This window comes from Micromonospora nigra, assembly GCF_900091585.1.
Lineage (GTDB): Bacteria > Actinomycetota > Actinomycetes > Mycobacteriales > Micromonosporaceae > Micromonospora > Micromonospora nigra.
Map to the genome: position 1 here is coordinate 2,247,005 of NZ_FMHT01000003.1, position 21,310 is coordinate 2,268,314.

Here is a 21,310-nt window from a genome sequence, read left to right on the forward strand (position 1 = left end):
GCCGTCACGCAGGGCGTACGAGGTGTCGACGGCCACGCCCGCCCCGCAGGGACCGGTCCGGTGGAGCGGGTCAGCGGGCGACGAGGGCCGCGTGGACCTCGCCCCACACCTGCTCGTTCGCGGCGACCAGCAACCCGATCTCGGAGTCCGCCGGGTGGTACTCCGTGCCGTCGAGGTGGCGGGCCACCCCACCGGCCGCCCGCACGAGCAGGGTCCCCGGGCCGTGGTCCCAGGGCAGCGTGCGCCAGAAGAGGACGAACTGCTGCTCGCCGGTGAGGATGTCCAGGTACTCCCGGCCCGCGCAGTGCTGTCCCGGCAGCAGTTGCCCGATCCGGCCGCCGCCGGCCTCCATCGCCGCACGGGAGTCGGGCGGCAGGAAGTGGGTCATCGCGGCACCGCGCAGCGCACCCACCGGCCGCACGTCGGCGCTGGTGCGCACCCGCCGGCCGTCCAGGTACGTGCCCTCGCCCGACCGGGCCGCCGCGAGCGTGCCGGCGAGGGGGTCGAACACCCAGGCGGCGGTCGCCTCGCCGTCACGCAGCAGCGCCACCATCAGCGCGAACGGCCGGCGTCCGGCCGCGAAGTTCGAGGTGCCGTCGACCGGGTCGACCAGCCAGACGTCCCCGTCCGACCGGAGGTGCCGCAGCAGCCCGGGATCGTCGGCCACCGCCTCCTCGCCGACCACGACGGAACCCGGACGCAGGCGGCGCAACGCCGCGGTGATCTTCTCCTCGGCCCGCCGGTCGGCGACGGTCACCAGCTCGCCGGGGGCCTTCTCGGTGACGTCGGCGTCGTCGAGCGTCCGGAACAGCGGCAGGACGACCTCGTCGGCGGTCTCCCTCAGCAGCCCGGCGACGTCGTCGAGCAGGGTGTCAGCCACGCGGCGGCAGCTTCACCACACTGACGAAGAACTCGTCGATCTGCCGGACCACCGAGATGAACCGGTCGAAGTCGACCGGCTTCGTCACGTACGCGTTGGCGTGCAGTTGGTAGCTGCGCAGTATGTCCTCGTCGGCCTGGGAGGTGGTGAGCACGACCACCGGGATCCGGCAGAGCTGCTCGTCCTTCTTGATCTCCTCCAGCACCTCCCGGCCGTCGCGGCGGGGCAGATTCAGGTCGAGCAGGATCAGGTCCGGCAGCACCGCGTCGGCGTACCGGCCCTCGCGGCGCAGGTACGCCAGTGCCTCGGCGCCGTCGGAGACGACCGTCAGCCGGTTGCGCAGCTTGTGCTCCTCGAACGCCTCCTGGGTCATCAGCACGTCGCCCGGATCGTCCTCGACCAGCAGGACCTCGATCGGGCTGTTGCCGTCCGCCGGCGCGGTCATCCCACCGTCTCCTTCATGCCACCCTGCCTACCGCTTCCCGGCTCCGCGCCGGTGTCGTCCGCGCCGTCGCCGGTCGCCGTGGGCGCGCCATCGTCCGCCCCGGCCCGCGGTCCGCCCGCCGGATCGCCGTCGGCCGCAGGCTCCCCGTCGGGCGCAGGCTCCCCGTCGGCCGACGTCGCGGCGGCTCCCGCCACCTCGGCCTCCCCGGCAGCGTCGTCCTGCGTGGCGTCGGGCAGCGCGGGCAGCGTGAACCGGATCGTGGTGCCCTCGTCGACGTCGGTGTCCACCCAGACCCGCCCGCCGTGGTACTCCACGATCTTCTTGACGATCGCCAGCCCGATGCCGGTGCCCGGGTACGCGTCCTTCGCGTGCAGCCGCTGGAAGATCACGAAGATCTTGTCGGCGAACTCCGGCTCGATGCCGATGCCGTTGTCCCGGCAGGAGATCTCCCACTCGCCGTCGACCAGGCGGGCCGACACGTGCACCTTCGGCGGCACGTCCGGCCGCCGGAACTTGATCGAGTTGCTGACCAGGTTGGCCAGCAGGTTGGTCAACAACGGCTCCTCGCCGCTGATCACCGGCAGCTCGTCCCAGGTCAGTTCCGCGTCGGCGTACTGCCGGGCGGCCTCGGTCTGCGCCGCGACGTCACCCATCACCCGGTCGAGGTCGACCTCGGTGAAGCCGCTGGTGAGCCGGCCGATGCGGGAGAACGCGAGCAGGTCGTTGATCAGGCGTTGCATCCGCTGCGCGCCGTCCACCGCGAAGGCGATGTACTGGTCGGCCCGCTCGTCGAGCCGGCCGGCGTAGCGACGCTGGAGCAACTGGCAGAAGCTGGCGACCTTGCGCAGCGGCTCCTGGAGGTCGTGCGAGGCGACATAGGCGAACTGCTCCAGGTCACGGTTGGAGCGGGTCAGCTCCTCGGCCTGCTTCTGGAGCTGGGAGTTGACCCACTCGATGCGCTCCCGTGCCTCGCGCACCTCGGCCAGGTCCGCGGCGATCTTGCGGCGCATCGCGTCCACGTCCTCGCCGAGGTGGTGGAACTCCGGCGGCCCGCTGCCGACGATGCCGTGCTGGTAGTCGCCCTCCGCCACGTCGCGCACCTGCCCGGCGAGCTGGGCCAGCGGGCGGATGACCATCCGCTCCAGCGAGGTGAGCAGCAGCACCCCGGCCACCACCACCACCAGTGCCGCGACGATCAGCAGTACCACCAGGATGTTGCTGGTGGTGCGGACGTCCCCGGCGGTCTGCTCCCGGGCTTCGAGGATGCCGTCCTGGAGGGTGTTCACGGCCGACCGGATCTGGTCGAACTGCTCCCGCGCCTCGTCGGTGAGCAGCCCCTGCCCGGCGGCGGTGCCGCCGTTGTCGATGGCGGCGATCACCGGGATCACGACGCTCTGCCGCCACTGCTCGGCCCGCTGCCGCACCACGGCGAACTCGTCCTGGAGCTGCGGATAGTCCGTCAGCAGCCGGGACATCGAGTCGACCAGGTTCCGCTCCCGGTCCAGCCCGGTGGCGTACGCGGCGAGGTCCTGCTGATCACCGGTCAGGGCGAATCCGCGGATCGCCGTCTCCTGGTCGACCAGCACGGCGAGCAGCTCCTGCGACTGGGCGCGCAGCGGACCGGTCTCGTTGAGCACCGCGTCGATCTGGGCCCGGTTGCGAGTGGCCACCACCGCCGCCGCGACGGCCACGCCGACCAGGAGCACACTCACGATCGCGATCAGCACCACCAGCCGGCCGCGGAGAGTGCCACCGGTCTCCCGCGCCGTCACCGGCCACCACCCCGGCTGACCAGCAACATGGCGACGTCGTCGGCGAGCGGACCACCGTTGATCTGCTCCGCCCGGCCGACCAGCCAGGCGGGCAACTCGGCCAGCGGCACGGCTCGGCTGTCGGGCTCGGCGAGCAGACCACTGAGGCCGGGCACGTCGAGGCGCTCGTCGCCCACGCCCACCCGCCCCTCGATCAGGCCGTCGGTGTACATCAACAGGGACCAGTCCTCGGTGTCGAACTCCAGGTCGAAAGCCACGGGGCGGCGGGGCCGCACGCCGAGCAGCAGGCCGCCGGGCGCCGGCACCGGCACCACCCGGCCCTCGGCCAGCAGCAACGGCGGCGGGTGCCCGGCCAGGCGTACGGTCGCCCGGTTGACGTCGAGATCGAGCCGCACCGTCGCCACCGTCGCGAAGATCTCCTGGAGGCGGCGTTCGCTCATCAGCACCTGTTCCAGCGCGGGCAGCACCTCGTCGTCAGGCACCCGGGCGAGGATCAGGGCCCGCCAGGCGACCCGCAGCTCGACGCCCAGCGCCGCCTCGTCCGCCCCGTGGCCGCAGACGTCACCGACGATCAGGTCCACCCGGTCGGGCCGGGTCTGCACCACGTCGAAGAAGTCCCCGCCGATCAGCGCGGCGTGCCGACCGGGCCGGTAGAAGGTGTGCACCGCGATCTGGTCGGTGGACATTAGCGGCTGCGGCAGCAGGCCGCGCTCCAGGCGGGCGGACTCGGCCTGGCGCAGCTCCACCTCGCGCAGCCGGCGGGCGTTCTCGTCGGCCCTCTTGCGCTCGACCGCGTACCGCAGCGCCCGGGTCAGCAGGACGCCGTCGACCTGCCCCTTGACCAGGTAGTCCTGAGCGCCTTCGGCGACCGCGACGATGCCCAGGTGCTCGTCGGAGCGGCCGGTCAGCACACACACGGCCGAGCTGCGGGACATCTCCAGCACCTGCCGCAGCCCGTCCAAGCCCTGCGCGTCGGGCAGACCGAGGTCGAGCAGGACGCAGTCCACGCCGGCGATCCGTTGCCGGGCCTCGCTGAGGCTGGTCGCCACCAGCAGCTCGATCCCCGAGTTCGCCTCGGCCAGCAGCTCCCCGACCAGGAAGGCGTCGCCCTCGTCGTCCTCGACCAGCAGGACCCGCAGCCGCTCGCCCGGGGGCAGATTCGGGTGCGGTCCGAGACCACCACGCGGATACGCCCACGACACCACGGAGGGACCGGTCGTACCGGTCCCCCGTTGCGGGCGGGCCACCGCCGCGACGGGCGGGTGATCGCTGGTGATGTCGGGCTCCTTCCGAGTGCCCCGCTGATCCTGTATTAGACAACGTTCGCACACAACCTGGCGGAAGCAGCGGCGGGTGCCATGGAGGATGATGTCCACCCCTGCCCCCACCCCCCGAGGAGTCGTCGTGGGCGCACCCCCCGTCCCCGCCGCCGACCGCGCGCTCTCCCGGCCGCGTCGGCGTGTCCCGGCCGCCGTGGCGGCGCTCGCCGCGCTCGTCGCCGTCGCCGCCGGCACCGTGTTCGACCTGCGCGCCCCCGCCCCCCGTCCGGCCGACGCGCCGGCCGGGGAGTTCAGCGCCGGCCGGGCGTACGCGCACGTCGAGGTCGTCGCCGCCCGTCCACACCCCGCCGGCAGCCCCGCCAACGACCAGGTTCGCGCCCACCTGGAGCAGGTGCTGCGCGGGTTGGGCCTGGAGACCACGGTGCAGGACACCGTCGCCGAGGAGGCCGGCCAGCTCAGCGGCGCGGCCGGCGGCGCGACGCTGGCCCGGGTCCGCAACGTGGTGGCCCGACTGCCCGGCACCGACCCGACCGGGAAGGTGTTCCTCGTCGCCCACTACGACTCGGTGCAGTCCGGGCCGGGCGGCAACGACGACGGGGCCGGAACGGGCGCGATCCTGGAGGTGGCCCGGGCGTTGACCGAAGGTCCCCGGCCCCGCAACGACGTCGTCTTCGTGTTCACCGACGCGGAGGAGGCGTGCCTGTGCGGCGCGTCGGCGTTCGCGTCGGAGCACCCGCTGGCCGCCGACGGCGGAGTGGTGCTCAACCTCGAGGCCCGCGGCACCACCGGCCCGGTCATCATGTTCGAGACGTCACGCAACAACGCCGCGCTGGTGGCCGCCTTCGGTCGGGCCGCCCCGCACCCGGTCGGCACCTCGTTCGCGGTGGAGGTCTACCGGGCGCTGCCGAACGACACCGACTTCACCGCCTTCCTGGGCGCGGGGTTCCTCGGGCTCAACTCGGCCTACCTGGACGGCGGGGCGATCTACCACACCCCGCTGGACACGCCCGCCGCGATGGACCGGGCCAGCCTCCAGCACCACGGCGACAACACCCTGGGGCTGGCCCGGGAGTTCGGCGGGATGGACCTGGCCGACCTGCGCGCCGGGCACGACGCCACCTACTTCCCGGTGCCCGGCGGCCTGCTCCACTACCCAGGCTGGCTGGTGCTGCCGCTGGCCCTGCTCGCCGTGGCCGCCGTGGCCGCCGCCGGCTGGCTGGCCGTGAGGCGGGGCCGGGCGACCGTCGGCCGCCTGGCCGCCGGTTTCGGGCTGGCCCTGGTGCCGGTCGTGGTCGCGCCGGTGGCCGCGCAACTGTTCTGGGCGGGCGTCACCGCCGTCCGTCCCGGGCACGCCGAACTGCTCGACCCGTACCGGCCGACCTGGTACCGACTGGCCGTGGTCGCCCTGGCCGCGACGGTGCTGGTCGCCTGGTACGCGGTGACCCGCCGCCGGGTCGGGCCGGCCGCGCTGGCGCTGGGCGGGCTGGGCTGGCTGGCTCTGCTCGGGGTGCTCCTCGCGGTGCTGGTTCCGGGTGGGGCGTACCTGGTCAGCCTGCCCGCCCTGGCCGGCGCGGCCGGTGCCCTGGTCGCGTTGTCCACCCGGGTCGACGGGCCGTGGCCCGTGGTCGCGGTGACCGCCGCCGGTGCGGTGGCCGTGCTGGTGCTGCTGCCCACGGTGGTGCTGCTGTTCCCCGCGCTGGGCATGGCGATGGGCGGGGTGGCGGCACTGTTCGCGGTGCTGCTGGGCCTGGCGGTGCTGCCGGTGGTGGACCTGCTGCATCCACAGGCCGGCGGCCAGCGCGGCCTGGTCGCGGCGCGGGCCCGCCGACTGGGCGCGCTGCCGGCCGGTGCCGCCGCGCTGGCCGCGGTGGTGTTCGCCGGGGTCGGGCTCGCCGAGGACCGCTTCGACGCCGCGCATCCCGCGCCGACCCACCTGATGTACGCGCTCGACGCCGGCACCGGCCAGGCCCGCTGGCTCAGTCACGAGTCCGATCCGCAGCCGTGGACCGACGGGTACGTCGACGGCGACGTCTCCGTGGCCGACGAGTTCCCCGGGATCGGCGACGACGACCTGCTCGGCGGCCCGGCCCAACCGGCCGACCTGCCGGCGCCGCGCCTCGACGTGCTGGCCGACACCAGCGCCGGCGCGGAACGCACCCTGCGGCTGCGGCTCACCCCGCAGCGGCCGGTACGGCTGACCACCCTGCACGTCGACTCCGCCACCGCGACGGTGCTGCGCGCGGAGGTGGCGGGCCGGGCCGTGCCGGTGGAGACCCGCGCGGGCCGCTGGGGCTTCGGGGTGGTCTTCCACGCCCCGCCGGCCGAGGGGATCGAGGTGACGCTGACGGTCACGCCGAAGACGGATCAGGTGGCGTTCCGGGCGATGGACGCCAGCGACGGACTGGACGGGCTGCCGGGCTTCCGCCCCCGCCCGCCGGACGTCGGGGTCGCCGGCTCGCACAGCTCGGAGATGCTCGCGGTGGCCCGCACGTACCCACTCTGACCGGCGTCGCCCGGCCGGCATCCGGAGCCGGCCGGGCGGGGCTGTCCGGAACCGGCCGGGCACGCCACGCGGCGGAACCGGTCACCGCACGCGGTGGGGGGCGAGGTCGCTCGGGTCGGTGTTGCCGCCGCAGACCACGACGACGACCCGCTCCCCCTGCCTTGGCACGTACGCACCGGTCAGCAGCGCGGCGAGCGCCGTGGCGCCGCCCAGCTCGGCGGCGATCCGCAGCTCCGACCAGAGCAGTCGCCGCGCCCGGACCACGTCCTCGTCAGGGACGAGGACCGACCGCACACCCGTACGGGTGGCCGCCTCGAAGGCCAGGTCGCCGATGCGGCGGGCCCCCAGCGAGTCGGTGGCGACGCCCCCCACCTCGACGTCCACGGGACGGCCGGCGGCCAGGGCGGCGTGCAGCGTGGGTATCCCCTCCGGCTCGACCCCGACCACGCCCACCGCCCCGTCGAACCAGCTCGCGATGCCGCCGACCAGCCCACCGCCACCGACCGCCACCAGGACGGTGTCGATCCGGTCCAGCTGTCGCTCCAACTCCCGCGCCAGCGTGCCCTGACCCGCCACGACCTCCTGCTGGTCGTACGCGTGCACGACGAGTGCGCCGGTCTCCTCGGCGCGACGGGTGCTGGCGGCGAACGCCTCCGCGTAGTGTTCGCCCACCTGCCGCACCTGGGCGTCCAGCCCGGCCAGCCGCTCCACCTTCACCGGCGACGAGGTGACCGGCACGAAGATCTCGGCGGGAACGCCCAGTTCCCGGGCCGCGTACGCCACGGCCAGCCCGTGGTTGCCGCCGGAGGCCGCCAGCACCCCGGCGGCCGGCAGCGGACTCTGGAGCAGCCGGTTGAACGCCCCCCGCGGCTTGAACGAACCGGTGTGCTGGTGCAGTTCCAGCTTCAGGGCCAGTTCCCCGGACACTCCCAGGTCCCGGCCGTCCACGCAGAGCACCGGGGTCTGCCGCACCCGACCCGCGACGAGCTTCGCCGCCGCCTCGACGTCGCTTCTGGTCACCATCTCGAACTCCCACCTCCGCGCGGTGCCGACCCGCCCGTCCTCGACACCGCGGCACGCCGCCCGGGGGACCGGTGGCGCCGGGGCACGGCGAGCCGGACCGGACCCGGCGAACGCCGGCGGCTCACTTCCAGCGGAAGTGTACGAACAGGCGGCCGAAGTTCTTCGAGTCCTTCTCGACCCGGTGGTAGAGCTGCTTGACGTCCTTCTGGTCGAGGAAGCGCAGCACCCGCTTCTTCAACTGGCCGGAGCCCTTGCCCGGGATGATCTCGACCAGAGTGGCCTTCTTCGCCACCGCCTCGTCCATGATCCCGCGCAGCGCCCGGTCGATGTCGTGGCCCTTGTTGAAGATGTCGTGCAGGTCGAGCTTCAGCTTCATGCCGCGTCCACCGTCCGGTCGGCTCCCATGCGGCCATGGTAGGCACGGGTCTCCGGGCCCGGACGCGTCGAGGGGGCGGCCCCCCTCGGGCCGCCCCCTCGTCCGGTCGCCGGGCCGGCGACGCCCGCCGGGTCACTGCCCCGGCGACGCCCACCGCGTCACTGCCCGGCGCTCACCCGGGTCTCGACCCGGCGCAGGGCCGTCGCGTAGTCGTCGTTGGTGGCGTGCATGGCCGCCGCGATGCGCAGGTGGCGCAGCGCGTCGGCGGGCCGGTTGAGGCGCTCCAGCGTCCGGCCCAGCACGTGGTGGGCGTAGTGGTCGGCCGGGTCACGGTCGACCAGCTCACGGAGCTGCTCCTCCGCGCGGGTGAGCTGCGCCGACTGGAAGTACGCCCGCGCCAGCAGCTGCCGCACCGAGGCGTTGCCCGGCTCGGCCTCGACGATCGGCTCCAGCAGCCGGGCGGCGTTGCCCGGGTCGCCGGCCTCGAAGAACATGGTCGCCCGCCGGTACTCGGCCAGAAGATCCATCTCGACCCCTCCCTCGCGTCGACGCTGTCCCGACGCTGGCACAACACCGTCCGTGCCGCGAGTGTTCCCCCCACGCCCGGAGCCAGACAACGCCGGAGCCAGACAACGCCGGAACCGGCCGGAGCCAGACAACGCCGGAACCGGCCGGAGCCCGGCAACGCCGGAACCGGCCCCGGGACCGCCGGGTGGCCCGGGGACCGCCGGGTGGCCCGGGGACCGCCGGGTGGGCGGGTCAGACGGCGGCGGCGAGGTCCCAGGCCCGCACCCCGCCCACGATGCCGGCGCTGTTGGGCACCACCACCACGTCGTCGCCCATCCGGGCCAGCTGCTCGGGTCGGACCAGTCGGGAGTTGCCGCCGCCCAGATACAGCCGGTCCCAGCGGAACACCGGCCGCAGCCCCTCCACCACCTGCCGCACCCGGCGGGACCAGAAGGCGTCGCCGAGGCGGCGGCGTTCCGGCTCCCCCACGTACGTGTCGTAGGTGGTGCCCCAGCGCACCGGGGCGTGCGACAGCTCCAGGTGCGGGGCGATCCGCCCACCGTCGAACAGGGCGCTGCCCAGCCCGGTGCCCAGAGTCAGCACCAGCTCGCAGCCGGTGCCAGCGACCACCCCGGCTCCGTGCACCTCGGCGTCGTTGAGCACCAGGGCGGGCACTCCGAACGCGTCGGCGAGGGCGCTCTGCGCGTCGTACCCGGACCATTCGGCGAGCAGCGCCGGGTCGACCCGGCTGCGCGGCCCGGAGCGGGTCACGTAGTGCGGGGTGGACACCACCACCCCGTGCCGGATCATGCCGGGCATCCCGACGGTGAGCCGGTCGGCGGGCGGCAGCCGTCCGCCGAGGGCCAGCAGGGTCTTGACGAAGAGGTCGGGCGACAGCGGGTAGGGCGTCGGTACCCGCAGGGCCCGCGCCCGCATGGTCCCGGCGGCGTCGAGGACGGACGCCTTGATCCCCCCGCCCCCGCAGTCGATCGCCAGAGTGGTCACCACGCCGAGCAGTGTGCCCCCTCCCGCCCCGCCCCACCGCACGACCATGCGGATCTGGTCCGTTTGCGAGGAATGTTGGGCGGAAGCCGGAGCTCTCGCGCAAGATCGGACGAGCGGGAGCGGCAGGTAGGGTCGGTGGCCGTGAGTGCGACTCTGGTGGTCAAGGGGCTCGGCGCGGGGTACGGGGAACGGGCGCTGTTCAGCGGGCTCGACCTCGTGGTCGCGCCCGGTGACGTGGTGGGGCTGGTCGGGGTGAACGGGGCCGGCAAGTCGACGCTGCTGCGTACCCTCGCCGGGTTGTTGCCGGTCGAGATAGGCGGCGTCACGGTGAGCCCGCCCGGCGCGAGCGTCGGGCACCTGCCCCAGGAGCCGGAGCGCCGGCCCGGCGAGACGGTACGCGCGTTCCTGGCCCGGCGCACCGGGGTGGCCGCGGCGCAGGCGGCTCTCGACGCGGCCACCGAGGCGCTGACGGCGGGCCTGCCCGGTGCCGACGACACCTACGCCGACGCGCTCGAACGCTGGCTCGGCCTCGGCGGCGCCGACCTCGACGAGCGGGCCGAGGAGGTGGCCGCCGAGCTGGGCCTGACCGTCGACCTCGACCACGCGATGACCGGGCTCTCCGGCGGCCAGGCCGCCCGCGCGGGCCTGGCCTCGCTGCTGCTCAGCCGCTACGACGTCTTCCTGCTCGACGAGCCGACCAACGATCTGGACCTCGCCGGCCTGGACCGGCTGGAACGGTTCGTCACCGGGCTGCGCGCCGGCACGGTGCTGGTCAGCCACGATCGGGAGTTCCTCGCCCGCACCGTGACCCGGGTGCTGGAGCTGGACCTGCACCAGCGGCAGGTCAACCACTACGGCGGCGGCTACGGGGCGTACCTGGAGGAGCGCGAGGTGGCCCGCCGCCAGGCACGCGCCGAGTACGAGGGGTACGCCGACACGTTGGCGGGGCTGGAAGCGCGGGCCAGGACGCAGCGGGCCTGGATGGACAAGGGCGTGCGCAACGCCCGGCGCAAGGCCGGCGACAACGACAAGCACGTGAAGAGCTTCCGGGGGCAGACCTCGGAGAAGCAGGCCGCGAAGGCCCGGCAGACCGACCGGCTGATCGAACGGCTGGAGGTGGTCGAGGAACCGCGCAAGGAGTGGGAGCTGCGGATGGAGATCGCCGCCGCGCCCCGTGCCGGCGCCGTCGTGGCCACCCTCCGCGACGCGGTGGTACGCCGGGGCGGGTTCACCCTCGGCCCGGTGGACCTCCAGCTCGACTGGGCCGACCGGGTGGCGGTGACCGGGGCGAACGGCTCCGGCAAGTCCACCCTGCTGGCTGCCCTGCTGGGCCGGTTGCCGCTGGAACGGGGGCACGCCGCGCTCGGCCCCGGGGTGGTGGTGGGCGAGGTCGACCAGGCCCGGAACCTGTTCCTGGACGACGTACCGTTGCTGGACGCCTTCCGGGCCGCCGTACCCGACATGTCGCCGGCCGACGCGCGGACGCTGCTGGCCAAGTTCGGCCTCCGGTCGGGCCACGTGCCCCGGCCGGCGGCGACCCTGTCCCCTGGGGAGCGAACCCGGGCGGCGCTGGCCCTGCTCCAGGGACGCGGGGTCAACCTGCTGGTGCTCGACGAGCCCACCAACCACCTCGACCTGGCGGCGATCGAGCAGTTGGAGTCGGCGCTGGCCGGCTACCCGGGCACGCTGCTGCTGGTCACCCACGACCGGCGGATGCTCGACTCGGTGGCGGTGAACCGGCGGTTGCGGGTCGACGCGGGGCTGGTCACCGAGCACTGATCCGTGCCGACCCGCCGCCGCCGGGTGACAATCGACCCATGCTGAAGTGGGAGTACGCGCTGCTGGTCCGCCGTCGTCAGCCGGCCCCGACCGACCTCGGCTTCGAGATCGCGTTCGTCTGGTACGGCCCGGACGGCTCGATGGTCGACGTGACGCCGTACGGCGACACGGCGCTGGCCCACCTGAACCGGGCCGGCGACCAGGGCTGGGAACTGGTGGCGATGAGCGAGGACCCGTCCCTGCCCGGCACCAACGAGCTGCACCGCTACCACCTGAAGCGTCCGAAGGCGGCGGCCCCGTCACCCCGGCAGCGGATGCGTGCCGCCGGCCGCCCCCGGCGCACCATCTCGGGCTGACCTCTCCTGCGGCGGTGGGGGCGTCGGTGACCGCCGCGCGGGGTTGGCATCCGCTGCCACCGTCCTGCCATTTCGGGATCGTCGGGGCATAACGGGCGCGAACCCGGGTAACGGGCGGCCGGAGGTGGGTCGATGGTCGCGCTGGCACTGACTCCGCCCTCGGCCGAACGGCTGCGGGCGGTCGACGGGTTCCTCACCGAGGCGTGGGCCGACCAGGCCCGCCACGACGAGCGGTTGCGTGCCCTCGCCGTCGAGGTGCGCTTCGACCGGGGGGTGGCACACCTGACCGGCGAGGTCGACGAGCCGGAACAGCTGCGGATGCTGCGGGACCGGGTGGGCCGGCTGGCCGGCGTGTACGGCGTCTGGTGCCGGGTCCGGGTCGGCGGACGCGACCCGGTGGTGGTGGACCTCGGCTGCGGGGCCACCAAGCAGTGGCCGGGCAACCTGGGGCTGGACATCTTCCCGGCCGCCGGCGTGGACGCGCTGGCCGACCTGTCCGGCTCGCTGCCGCTGGCCGACGACTCGGTGGACGTGCTGTTCGCGGTGCACATCCTGGAGCACCTGATCGACTTCCTGCCACTGGTCGACGAGTGCCACCGGGTGCTGCGTCCCGGCGGGGTGCTGCACGTGATGAGCCCCTGGTGGGGCCACGTCAACGCGGTGGCCGACCCGACCCACGTCCGGCTGCTCGACGTGCAGACGATCAAGGGCGTCTGCCTGATGCGTCCGCCGGGCACCCCGCGCTGGCACCCCCTGCACGCGGCCACCGACGGCGCCTCCATCTTCGCCGACCTCACCCCGCTGGACCCGGACGCCGCCGCCCCCACCCCCTCCCACCTGGCCCGCTTCTTCGACTGACCCCCACCCCTGGCCCACCTGGCCGACCCCGCCCCACCCGCTGGGTTGATCATGAAGTTGTCACCCGCGCCAGGCGTGCCGGCGCGCCAACTCCATGGTCACGCGACCCGCTCCGGGAAGGGCGGGACGGATCGATCGACGCCGCCCTCTTGCGCCGAGCCGGACGGTGTGAAAATTTCCTACCAGAGGTAGATAGCTGACGGCGAATCTTGTCGCCTCGATCCCCCTTGCAGGGCAGCCCCAACGAAGGGACACACCGCATGAAGGCATCTCGGCTCTCGGTCGCCGGGTTGACCGCGGCCATGCTCGGCGCGCTCGTCGCCACACCCCCCGCCGCCGCCGCGCCCGACGCCACCACCGCGCCCCCCAGCGCCACCTGCGCCACCGACCCGGCCGTCCCCAAGCGGCAGTTCCGGGCCATGTGGATATCCTCGGTGGTCAACATCGACTGGCCGACCAAGGCCTCCCAGACCGCGCCGGACCGGATCGCCACCCAGCAGGCCGAGTTCCGCGGCCTGCTGGACCTCGCCGAGCGGTTGAACCACAACGCCGTCGTGGTCCAGGTCCGCCCGACCGCCGACGCGTTCTGGCCGTCACCGCACGAGCCCTGGTCGGAGTACCTCACCGGCGTCCGGGGGGAGGACCCCGGCTGGGATCCACTGGCCTTCCTGGTCGACGAGGCACACCGCCGGAACCTGGAGTTCCACGCCTGGTTCAACCCGTACCGCGTCTCGATGCCCGCCCCGGGCGGGGCCGGAGCCGACCTCGACCGGCTTGCGCCCGGCCACCCGGCACGCGAACATCCGGAGTGGACCTTTGTCTACCCGCCGGCCGGCGTCGCCGGCAGCCGGCTCTACTACAACCCCGGCATCCCCGAGGTCCGCGAGTTCGTCCAGACCGCGATGATGGACGCCGTCCGGCGGTACGACATCGACGCCGTCCACTTCGACGACTACTTCTACCCCTACCCGAGCGGCACCCACCAGGTGCCCGACGACGCCACGTTCGCGGAGTTCAACCGCGGCTTCACGGACCGGGCGGACTGGCGGCGCAACAACGTCGACCTGCTGGTGCAGGAGATGAGCGCCAGGATCAAGGCGGCCAAGCCCTGGGTGAAGTTCGGCGTCAGCCCGTTCGGCATCTGGCGCAACGCCTCCGCCGACCCGCTCGGCTCGGACACCACCGGCAGCCAGTCGTACGACATCATCTACGCCGACACCCGTAAGTGGATCAAGCAGGAGTGGATCGACTACGTGGTGCCGCAGCTCTACTGGTACATCGGCCAGTACCCGGCCGCCGACTACGCACGACTGGTGCCGTGGTGGGCGGAGCAGGTGCGGGGCACCCGGGTGCAGCTCTACATCGGGCAGGCCGACTACAAGAGCGGCCAGCCCGCGTACGGGTCGTTCTGGATGAACCCGCGCGAATTGTCCGACCACCTCACGCTGAACCGGCAGTACCCCGAGGTGCTGGGCAACGTCCACTTCTCGGCCGTGCAGGTGCGGGCCAACCGGCTCGGCGCGACCGACATCTACGCCGCCGAGCACTACGCGCGGCCGGCGCTGGTGCCGACCATGTCGCACCTGCCCGCGAAGCCGCTGCTGCCCCCGGTGGTGACCCGCGTCCGGTGGCAGGACGACGGGGTGGCGCTGCGCTGGCGGCAGCCGGCTGACGGGCGGGGTCCGTTCGGCACCGCCACCTCGTACGCGATCTACCGCCTCGACGGCACCACCGTCGCCGACCGGTGTGACCTCGCGGATGCCGCCCACCTCGTGGACACCGTGCGGGCAACCTCCGGCGCGGCCCAGTCCTGGGTGGACACGACGGCCGAGCCCGGCCGGCGCTACACGTACCACGTGACCGCACTCGACCGGGTGGCGAACGAGAGTCCGGCGAGCCCGCCGCGCTTCGTCGGCTGACCGACCGGCGACATGCCCCGGACCCCGCGGGGTCCGGGGCATTCGTCTGTTTCGACTCCTGCCATGAATTGTTCAGGCCGATACAAGATCCATGGCGACGGATTGATCGACACTACTCGACATCCGGAAACTCGCCGGTAACAACGGACCCATCCACCCCCACGGAGGTCATCCATGCCTCGTCGGCTCGCCACCATCCTCGCCTCGGCCACGCTCGGCCTGCTGGTCGCGCTCGGTGTCGCCACCCCCGCCGCCGCCGTCACCCCGGCGCAGAAGCTGTCCGTGCTGTCCAGTTGGACCCAGACCAGCGCCACCAGCTACAACGCCTGGAACTCCGCCCGGCTGAACAAGGCCCCCTGGGCGGGCTACAACTTCAACTGGTCCACCGACTACTGCTCCTCCAGCCCGGACAACCCCCTCGGGTTCACCTTCAACCTCTCCTGCCACCGGCACGACTTCGGCTACCGCAACTACAAGGCGGTCGGCCAGTTCTCGGCCAACAAGTCCCGCCTGGACAGCGCCTTCTACGCGGACCTGAAGCGCGTCTGCGCCCGGTACAACACGGCGGTGCGGCCCGCCTGCTACAGCCTCGCCTGGACGTACTACCAGGCGGTCAGGGTCTTCGGCTCCACGGCAGCGGTACAGCAGGCCGACATCGACCGGGCCGCGAAGATGAAGGCCGACGCCGAACGCCGCGCCAGCGCCCGCGCCTGACCCAACCCGGCCGCCGGCCCGGCGCGGGTCACGAGGTTCCGGTCGCGGTGCGTACCGACGCGGGGCCGGACCTCGCGCCGCCGCACGACCCCGGCAGACCCGGGCCGGGCGGGGGCCGAGCCGGGCCGGGCGGGGGCCGGGCCGGGCGGGGGCCGGGCCGGGCGGGGGCCGGGCGGGGGCCGAGCCGGGCGGGGGCCGAGCCGGGCGGGGGCCGCAGATCCGGGGCGGCTGGCAGGGCGGATCGTCAGGCGTGTTCGGAGCGGCGGGGCGGGCGGCCGATCGGTTGCGCGGGGGCCGGGTGCGGGAGCGCGGGCGGATGCGGACCCGTGGCGAAGCGTACGGAGTCGGCCGCCAGGTCCGGGTGCTCCACCCCCAACGCCAGCGCCACCGCCTCGTCCAGCCCCAGCTGGGCCCCCTCGCCGTACGCCTCGTCGAACGCCGCGTCGCCCAGCAACCCGCACAGGGCCACCTGCCGTTGCGTCCAGTACGTCCCGTAGATGCCCGGCGTCGACCGCAGGCTCGCCCGCGTCGCCTGCGCCGCGCCGAAGAGCCGTGCCCCCGTGAGCGGGTCACCTCCCACCGCGCAGCGCACCGCGATCGCGTTCAGCGTGTCGCAGGCCCGACCGTGGAAACCGTGGCCCATCCGGGAACGCAGCGCCACGAGCAGGTGTTCGTGCGCCGCCACCAGATCACCCCGGGCCAGGGCGACCATGCCGAGGAGCATGTCCACCGACCGGCGGCCCCGCTCCACCGGCCGGGCCGCCTCCACCGGCCGGGCCGCCGCGAGCAGTTCCGCCGCCTCGTCCAGAGCACCGCGCCGCCACAGCAGCTCCGCCAGGCTGAACACCGCGAACAGGGCCTCACCCACCACCTGTTGCCCGTCGGCCCAGTCGATGACCTCGCGGCACACCCGCTCGGCCTCGGCGAACTGCCTCATGTCGACCAGCGGCGCGGCCCGGCCGGCGAGGACCCGGGCGAGCAGGCCCGCGTCGCCGGCCTGCCGGGCCGCCGCCTCGGCCCGCTGCGAGTAGCGCAACTCCTCGCCGAACTCGCCGTCCGCGCCGGCATGCAGCGAATGCATGTGGTACGCGGCGGCCAGTTCCGCGTCGGGAATCGCCTCACCCGTCTCGGCGATGCGCCCGTACAGCCGGAACAGCCAGAGCCGACCCTCCCGGGCCAGCCCCCGCTCCCGCCACCACTGGTCCAGCCCGGCCGCCAGCCGCAGGCCCGCCCGGGCACTGCCCCCGGTGGCGCACCACCGCAGGGCCGCCCGCAGTTCCCCGGCGAGGGGATCGAGCGCATACAGGGACAGGGTCACCGGGCTGCCGTCCGGGCCCAGGTGCGCCCGTTCCAGCGCGTGCGCCGACCAGGCCACGTGCCGGTCCCGGGCCGCCTGCTCCTCCCCCGCCTCGGCCAGCCGGCGCGCGGCGTACGCGCGGATCGGGTCGAGCATCCGGTAGGTGCACCCGGCCGCGTACGGCTCGGCCAGCACCATCGACTTGTCCACCAGCACGCTGAGCGGGTCGAGCGGATCGTCTTCGAGCAGCCACTCCACGGTCGGCAGGTCGACGGGGTTCGCGAACACCGCCAGCCAGCGCAGCAGCCGGGCCGCGCGGGGCCCCAGGGTGCGGTACGACCAGGTGACCGTGGCCTGCATGGTGAGGTGCCGCTCGACCGCCGAGCGTTGCACCGCCCGGGACGCCGGGCTGGGCGGGGACGCCCCGGCCGCCGCCGCGACCAGGTCCACGGTGTCCTCCTGGTTGCCCGTCCAGCCGCGCTCGACCGGCGGCGGCTGCGGGGCGTCCCGCCCGGCGTCGAGCGTGCCGAGCACGTCGTCGAGGCGTTCGGCGAGCTGACCGACCGACAGCACCCGCAGCCGCGCCGCCGCCAACTCGATGGCCAGTGGCAGCCCGTCGAGGCGGCGGACCACCCGACGCAGGTCGGCCGACTCCGCGGCGTCGGGCTGTCGGCCACCCCGGGCGGCGGCGGTGCGGTCCAGCAGGAGGGCGACCGCGTCGCTCTCGGCCCCCTCGGCGGGCGGGTCGACCGCCAGCGGCGGGATCCGCCAGACCACCTCGCCGGGCAGCCCGAACGACTCCCGGCTGGTGGCCAGCACCCGCACCCCGCCACCGCCCGCGAGCAGCCGCGAGATCAGTTCGGCGGTGGCCGCCGGCTGGGCGTCGCAGGTGTCGAAGACGACCAGCATCCGGCGGGGTGCCGCGTACTCCACCAGGGTGTCGACCATCGGGCGGCCGGGCTCCGGACGCAGCCCGAGCACGGCGGCGACCGCGAACGCCACCAGCCCCGGGTCGGTCACGGCGGCGATGTCGACGAACCAGACCCCGTCCGGGTACGTCTCGACGAGTTCGGTGCCCAACTCGACGGCGAGCCGGGTCTTGCCGGCCCCGCCGGCCCCCAGCACGGTGACCAGCCGGTGCCCCTCGACCAGCCGGCGCAGCTCGGCGCGTTCGGCCTGCCGCCCCACGAACGTGGTGACCTGCACGGGCAGGTTGTGGGCGACGGCGTCGGCGGTGCGCGGCCGGGGGAACTGCCGCTCCAGGCCGGGCGCGACGAGTTGGAACAGCCGTTCCCGGTCGTCGAAGCCACGCAGCCGGTGCAGACCGAGATCCAGCAGGGACGCCCCGGCGGGCAGCGGCTCGGCGCGCGACGCGGTGGCGGCGGAACAGAGCACCTGCCCGCCGTGCGCGGCGGCGGCCACCCGGGCCGCCCGGTGCACCTCGGGGCTCGCGTACTCGCCGTCGCGGGGCTCCGCCCAGCCCGTGTGCAGGCCCATGCGTACCCGGGGCGCGGCCTCCTTGGTGGGCCACTCGTGCTCGGCCAGGGCACGTTGCGCGGTGAGGCAGGCGGTGAGCGCGGCGGTGGCGTCCCCGAAGGCGAGGAAGAACGAATCGCCCTCGGTCAGCAGCTCCGCGCCCTCGGTCGCGGCGATCGTGCGGCGCAGCAGGCGGCGGTGTTCGCGCAGCACCGGCCGGTAGCCGGGGCCGAGAAGCTGGGCCAGGCGGGTGGAGCCCTCGATGTCGGTGAAGACGAACGTCACCCAGCCGCTGGGGAGGTGGATCCGTGTCGACACGCCTGCACCTCCCCTGACCGTGGCTTCATGCTGCCCGACATCACACCGTCACGCATCGTGAGAACGGTCGGGCTTCGCCCCAAGCTGCCACCGGACGAGCGCGCGGGCAAGGTCGCACCCCGCGTCAGGCCGGCGGGTGCCGCGCCGACCACCGGGCACCCTGGGGAGCCGGCTCAGCAGCCGCAGCCGCCACCGCAGCAGCCGCCGCCGGTCGGGGCTGACGCGGGACCGCTCGGGGAGCCGCCCCGGCCGGTGACCGCCACCGTGGACAGCAGCTTCACCGTGTCGGTGTGCCCCTGGGGGCACGACGCCGGCTCGCCGGCCCGGGCCATCGGACGGTTGATCTCGAAGGTGTCGCCGCAGGCGCGGCAACGGAACTCGTACCGGGGCATGACAACAGGGTACGACCGGACCTGACGTCGGCGGGGACATGGGTGATACTCGACGGGTGGTGGACGGCGAGGACAGATCGGTACTTCGGCCCCTGCGACCGGCCGCGCCGCCCGACGGGCCGGCGACCCGGTCGTCGGCGGCAGCCGAGGCGCCGGCCAGCAGGCTGCCGCGACCCCGCCGGCCGTGGTCGAGGTCCACCACCGATTCCCCGGCCGCACCGCCCGCCGCACCCTCCTCCGGGGACGTCCCGACGAAGGACGCCACGCCGGCCGAGAGCGCCACGCCGGCCACGGACGCCGCGCCGGCCGAGAGCGCCACGCCCGCCAAGGACGCCACGCCGGGCCCGGCGGCCACGACAACCGACGAGGTCACGTCCGCTCCGACCCCGGCGGGCCGACGTCGCCGGGTCCCACTGGCACACGCCGTACGCCTGCCGACGCCGCGCCAGGCGGCGGCGCGGGCCACCCGGGCGACCCGTGACTGGTCACGGCGACCCAGCGGTCGGCTCACCCTGCCGGGCGTCTTCCTGCTGGTCCTGGTCGCCGGCACGGCGACGGCCGGCGCACTGGTCGTGCCCGCCGCCGCCCCGCCACGGCCGGCCGCGGTCGACTCCTCCGCCGACCCGTCCACCGGCCCGACCGACCTCGTGCCCGCCGCGCCCGGCGCGACGCCCCCGCCCACCGCCACGCTCCCGCCGGGTGCCGCGCTGCCGACCGTGCCCGGCACCGCCCCGGTCGGTGGCCGGCCCTCGGACGCGCTCGCCGACTGGGCCCGCCAGGTGGGCCCGAAGGTGGGCATCGCGCCGGTGGCGATGCAGGCGTACGGCTACGCCGAGCTGGTGCTGGCCGAGACCGACCGGAGCTGCGGCCTGAGCTGGACCACGCTGGCCGCGATCGGGTTCGTCGAGTCGGGGCACGGGCAGGCCAACAACGCCAGCCTCGGCGCGGACGGTCGGGCCCTGCCCGAGATCATCGGGCTGCCGTTGGACGGCCAGGGCAACCGGATGCGCATCGCCGACACCGACGGCGGTCGGCTCGACCGGGACACCACCTACGACCGGGCGGTCGGGCCCATGCAGTTCATCCCGACGACCTGGCAGGAGATCGGCGCGGACGCCGACAACGACGGCGTGAAGGACCCGCACAACATCCACGACGCCGCCCTCGCGGCCGGCAACTACCTGTGCAAGGGCGGCCGGAACCTGACCATCCCGGGTGACTGGTGGAACGCCATCCTGTCATACAACGCGGTGCGCCGGTACGCCCAGGAGGTCTTCGACACCGCCAACCGGTACGGACAGGCCAGTCGCACGTGACGTGATCGTCCGCATACATTAGAGAACTGGACACTTCCCCCAAGCTGCCGTTACCGGCAAGCTAGGAGCGTGATGGTGCGCGAGTGGGACCCCAGGACCGCGTCGTCCGCCGAGATCGCGTCGCTGCTGGACACGCTGAACGCGGTCCTGGCGGCCGACCTCCCGCAGGATCCGCCGTGGCGGGAGAGTTCCCTGCGGGAATACCTCGCCGAGGTCATGCCCGGCGAACGACGGCTCTCCTGGGTCGCCCAGGAAGATCCGGCCACCGGCGGCACACCGGGAGCCATCGTCGGCCACGTGCACGTGCTGCTGCTCGGTGACATCGGTGTGCTGGAGGTGCTGGTGCACCCCGCGCACCGGCGCGGCGGGCTCGGCCGCGACCTCGTGCTGACCGCCGCCCGCCGGGTCTACCAGGAGGGCTTCTCGTCGATCGGGGTCGAGGTCGTGGGCGACACCCCGGCCGTGGCCTTCTACGAGGCGCTGGGCTTCGCCCGGGAGTACGTGGAGACCCGCAGCGTCCTCGACCTGTCCTCGGTGGACTGGGCGGAGCTGGCCGGCATGACCACCGGTGTGGACACCGGCTACCAGCTCCAGTTCCACCCCGGCGGCCCGCCGGACGAGCTGATCGAGGCGTACGCGCGGACGAAGGCCGAGGTGCGGGACGTCGACGACGGCGAACTGCGTCCCAGCTCCTACGACCCGCAGCGGCTGCGGGACAGCCTGGACTGCCTGCACCGGCGGGGCATGAAGCCGTACATCGTGCTCGCCCTGCACGAGCCGACCGGCGAGGTCGCGGGCCTGACAGAGGTGGTGGTGCCCGCCCAGCACCCGACCCGCGCCGACCAGTACGACACGATCGTCGTGGAGGACCACCGCGGGTACGGCATCGACCGGGCGATCAAGGCGCGGATGCTGCTGGAGCTGCGCTCGGCCGAACCGCAGCTGGCCGAGGTGCAGACCTGGAACGCGCAGGCCAACGAGACCATGTTGAAGGTCAACGCCGAGCTGGGCTACCGCCCCGACCGCGACTGGTGCGAATACAGCATCGACGTGGCCGAGCTGGTGCACCGGCTCGACGCCGCCCGTTGACCGTC

Annotated in this window: 17 protein-coding genes and 1 pseudogene; 8 read left to right on the forward strand and 10 right to left on the reverse strand. The window is 74.1% G+C overall.

All coding sequences use genetic code 11. The annotated features are described in order from the left end of the window. Positions 1–70: 70 nt before the first annotated feature. The 4 genes from GA0070616_RS09540 to GA0070616_RS09555 are packed head-to-tail and all read right to left on the reverse strand — an operon-like array spanning position 71 to position 4,302. Positions 71–880 carry an inositol monophosphatase family protein gene (locus GA0070616_RS09540; RefSeq protein WP_091079598.1) on the reverse strand — a complete coding sequence of 270 codons (810 nt, stop codon included), beginning with the start codon at positions 878–880 and terminating at the stop codon, positions 71–73. Continuing rightward, positions 873–1,325 (reverse strand): response regulator, encoded by a 453-nt coding sequence (locus GA0070616_RS09545; protein ID WP_091079602.1) that lies wholly within the window; start codon positions 1,323–1,325, stop codon positions 873–875. The genes GA0070616_RS09540 and GA0070616_RS09545 overlap by 8 nt, the downstream gene beginning before the upstream one ends. Beyond that, positions 1,322–3,097 carry a sensor histidine kinase gene (locus GA0070616_RS09550; protein WP_091079606.1) on the reverse strand — a complete coding sequence of 592 codons (1,776 nt, stop codon included), beginning with the start codon at positions 3,095–3,097 and terminating at the stop codon, positions 1,322–1,324. Before GA0070616_RS09550 ends, GA0070616_RS09545 begins: the two co-directional genes overlap by 4 nt. Further along, positions 3,094–4,302, reverse strand: a complete 1,209-nt coding sequence (locus tag GA0070616_RS09555; protein WP_091090336.1) for a PP2C family protein-serine/threonine phosphatase — start codon at positions 4,300–4,302, stop codon at positions 3,094–3,096. Before GA0070616_RS09555 ends, GA0070616_RS09550 begins: the two co-directional genes overlap by 4 nt. Before the next feature lie 199 nt (positions 4,303–4,501). On the opposite strand from GA0070616_RS09555, the gene GA0070616_RS09560 reads away from it, so the two are divergent. Next, positions 4,502–6,880 carry a M28 family peptidase gene (locus GA0070616_RS09560; RefSeq protein WP_091079609.1) on the forward strand — a complete coding sequence of 793 codons (2,379 nt, stop codon included), beginning with the start codon at positions 4,502–4,504 and terminating at the stop codon, positions 6,878–6,880. A gap of 81 nt (positions 6,881–6,961) precedes the next feature. On the opposite strand, the gene GA0070616_RS09565 is transcribed toward GA0070616_RS09560, so the two are convergent. The 4 genes from GA0070616_RS09565 to GA0070616_RS09580 all read right to left on the reverse strand — a co-directional run bounded on the left by GA0070616_RS09565 (position 6,962) and on the right by GA0070616_RS09580 (position 9,794). Continuing rightward, complete coding sequence (locus tag GA0070616_RS09565; protein WP_091079612.1) at positions 6,962–7,903, reverse strand: threonine/serine dehydratase; 942 nt, start codon at positions 7,901–7,903, stop codon at positions 6,962–6,964. Between the two features lie 121 nt (positions 7,904–8,024). After that, complete coding sequence (locus GA0070616_RS09570; protein WP_013736060.1) at positions 8,025–8,279, reverse strand: Smr/MutS family protein; 255 nt, start codon at positions 8,277–8,279, stop codon at positions 8,025–8,027. Positions 8,280–8,437: 158 nt separating this feature from the next. Continuing rightward, complete coding sequence (locus tag GA0070616_RS09575; RefSeq protein WP_091079615.1) at positions 8,438–8,806, reverse strand: tetratricopeptide repeat protein; 369 nt, start codon at positions 8,804–8,806, stop codon at positions 8,438–8,440. Between the two features lie 232 nt (positions 8,807–9,038). Continuing rightward, on the reverse strand, positions 9,039–9,794 hold the full coding sequence (locus tag GA0070616_RS09580; RefSeq protein ID WP_091090341.1) for an ROK family protein: 756 nt from the start codon (positions 9,792–9,794) through the stop codon (positions 9,039–9,041). Positions 9,795–9,932: 138 nt separating this feature from the next. On the opposite strand from GA0070616_RS09580, the gene GA0070616_RS09585 reads away from it, so the two are divergent. The 5 genes and pseudogenes from GA0070616_RS09585 to GA0070616_RS09605 all read left to right on the forward strand — a co-directional run bounded on the left by GA0070616_RS09585 (position 9,933) and on the right by GA0070616_RS09605 (position 15,417). Then, positions 9,933–11,570, forward strand: a complete 1,638-nt coding sequence (locus GA0070616_RS09585; protein WP_091090345.1) for an ABC-F family ATP-binding cassette domain-containing protein — start codon at positions 9,933–9,935, stop codon at positions 11,568–11,570. A 38-nt stretch (positions 11,571–11,608) separates the two neighbouring features. Next, positions 11,609–11,854, forward strand: a pseudogene (locus GA0070616_RS09590) (hypothetical protein); the annotation flags it as partial. 204 nt (positions 11,855–12,058) lie between these two features. Beyond that, positions 12,059–12,784, forward strand: a complete 726-nt coding sequence (locus GA0070616_RS09595; protein WP_091079622.1) for a methyltransferase domain-containing protein — start codon at positions 12,059–12,061, stop codon at positions 12,782–12,784. Between the two features lie 260 nt (positions 12,785–13,044). Then, positions 13,045–14,703, forward strand: a complete 1,659-nt coding sequence (locus tag GA0070616_RS09600; RefSeq protein ID WP_091079627.1) for a glycoside hydrolase family 10-like protein — start codon at positions 13,045–13,047, stop codon at positions 14,701–14,703. 174 nt (positions 14,704–14,877) lie between these two features. Then, complete coding sequence (locus GA0070616_RS09605; protein ID WP_091079631.1) at positions 14,878–15,417, forward strand: phospholipase; 540 nt, start codon at positions 14,878–14,880, stop codon at positions 15,415–15,417. A 244-nt stretch (positions 15,418–15,661) separates the two neighbouring features. On the opposite strand, the gene GA0070616_RS09610 is transcribed toward GA0070616_RS09605, so the two are convergent. Both GA0070616_RS09610 and GA0070616_RS09615 read right to left on the reverse strand, forming a co-directional pair. After that, a complete protein-coding gene (locus GA0070616_RS09610; protein WP_091079635.1) occupies positions 15,662–18,508 on the reverse strand; it encodes an ATP-binding protein in 2,847 nt (948 codons plus the stop codon). 173 nt (positions 18,509–18,681) lie between these two features. After that, complete coding sequence (locus GA0070616_RS09615) at positions 18,682–18,900, reverse strand: FmdB family zinc ribbon protein (RefSeq protein ID WP_091079638.1); 219 nt, start codon at positions 18,898–18,900, stop codon at positions 18,682–18,684. Positions 18,901–18,956: 56 nt separating this feature from the next. On the opposite strand from GA0070616_RS09615, the gene GA0070616_RS09620 reads away from it, so the two are divergent. Together GA0070616_RS09620 and GA0070616_RS09625 are read left to right on the forward strand one after the other, a co-directional pair. Further along, the gene (locus GA0070616_RS09620; protein ID WP_091079642.1) at positions 18,957–20,216 is read left to right on the forward strand and encodes a lytic transglycosylase domain-containing protein; all 1,260 of its coding nucleotides are present in this window, start codon (positions 18,957–18,959) and stop codon (positions 20,214–20,216) included. A 72-nt stretch (positions 20,217–20,288) separates the two neighbouring features. Next, complete coding sequence (locus tag GA0070616_RS09625; protein ID WP_091079645.1) at positions 20,289–21,305, forward strand: GNAT family N-acetyltransferase; 1,017 nt, start codon at positions 20,289–20,291, stop codon at positions 21,303–21,305. Positions 21,306–21,310 lie beyond the last annotated feature (5 nt).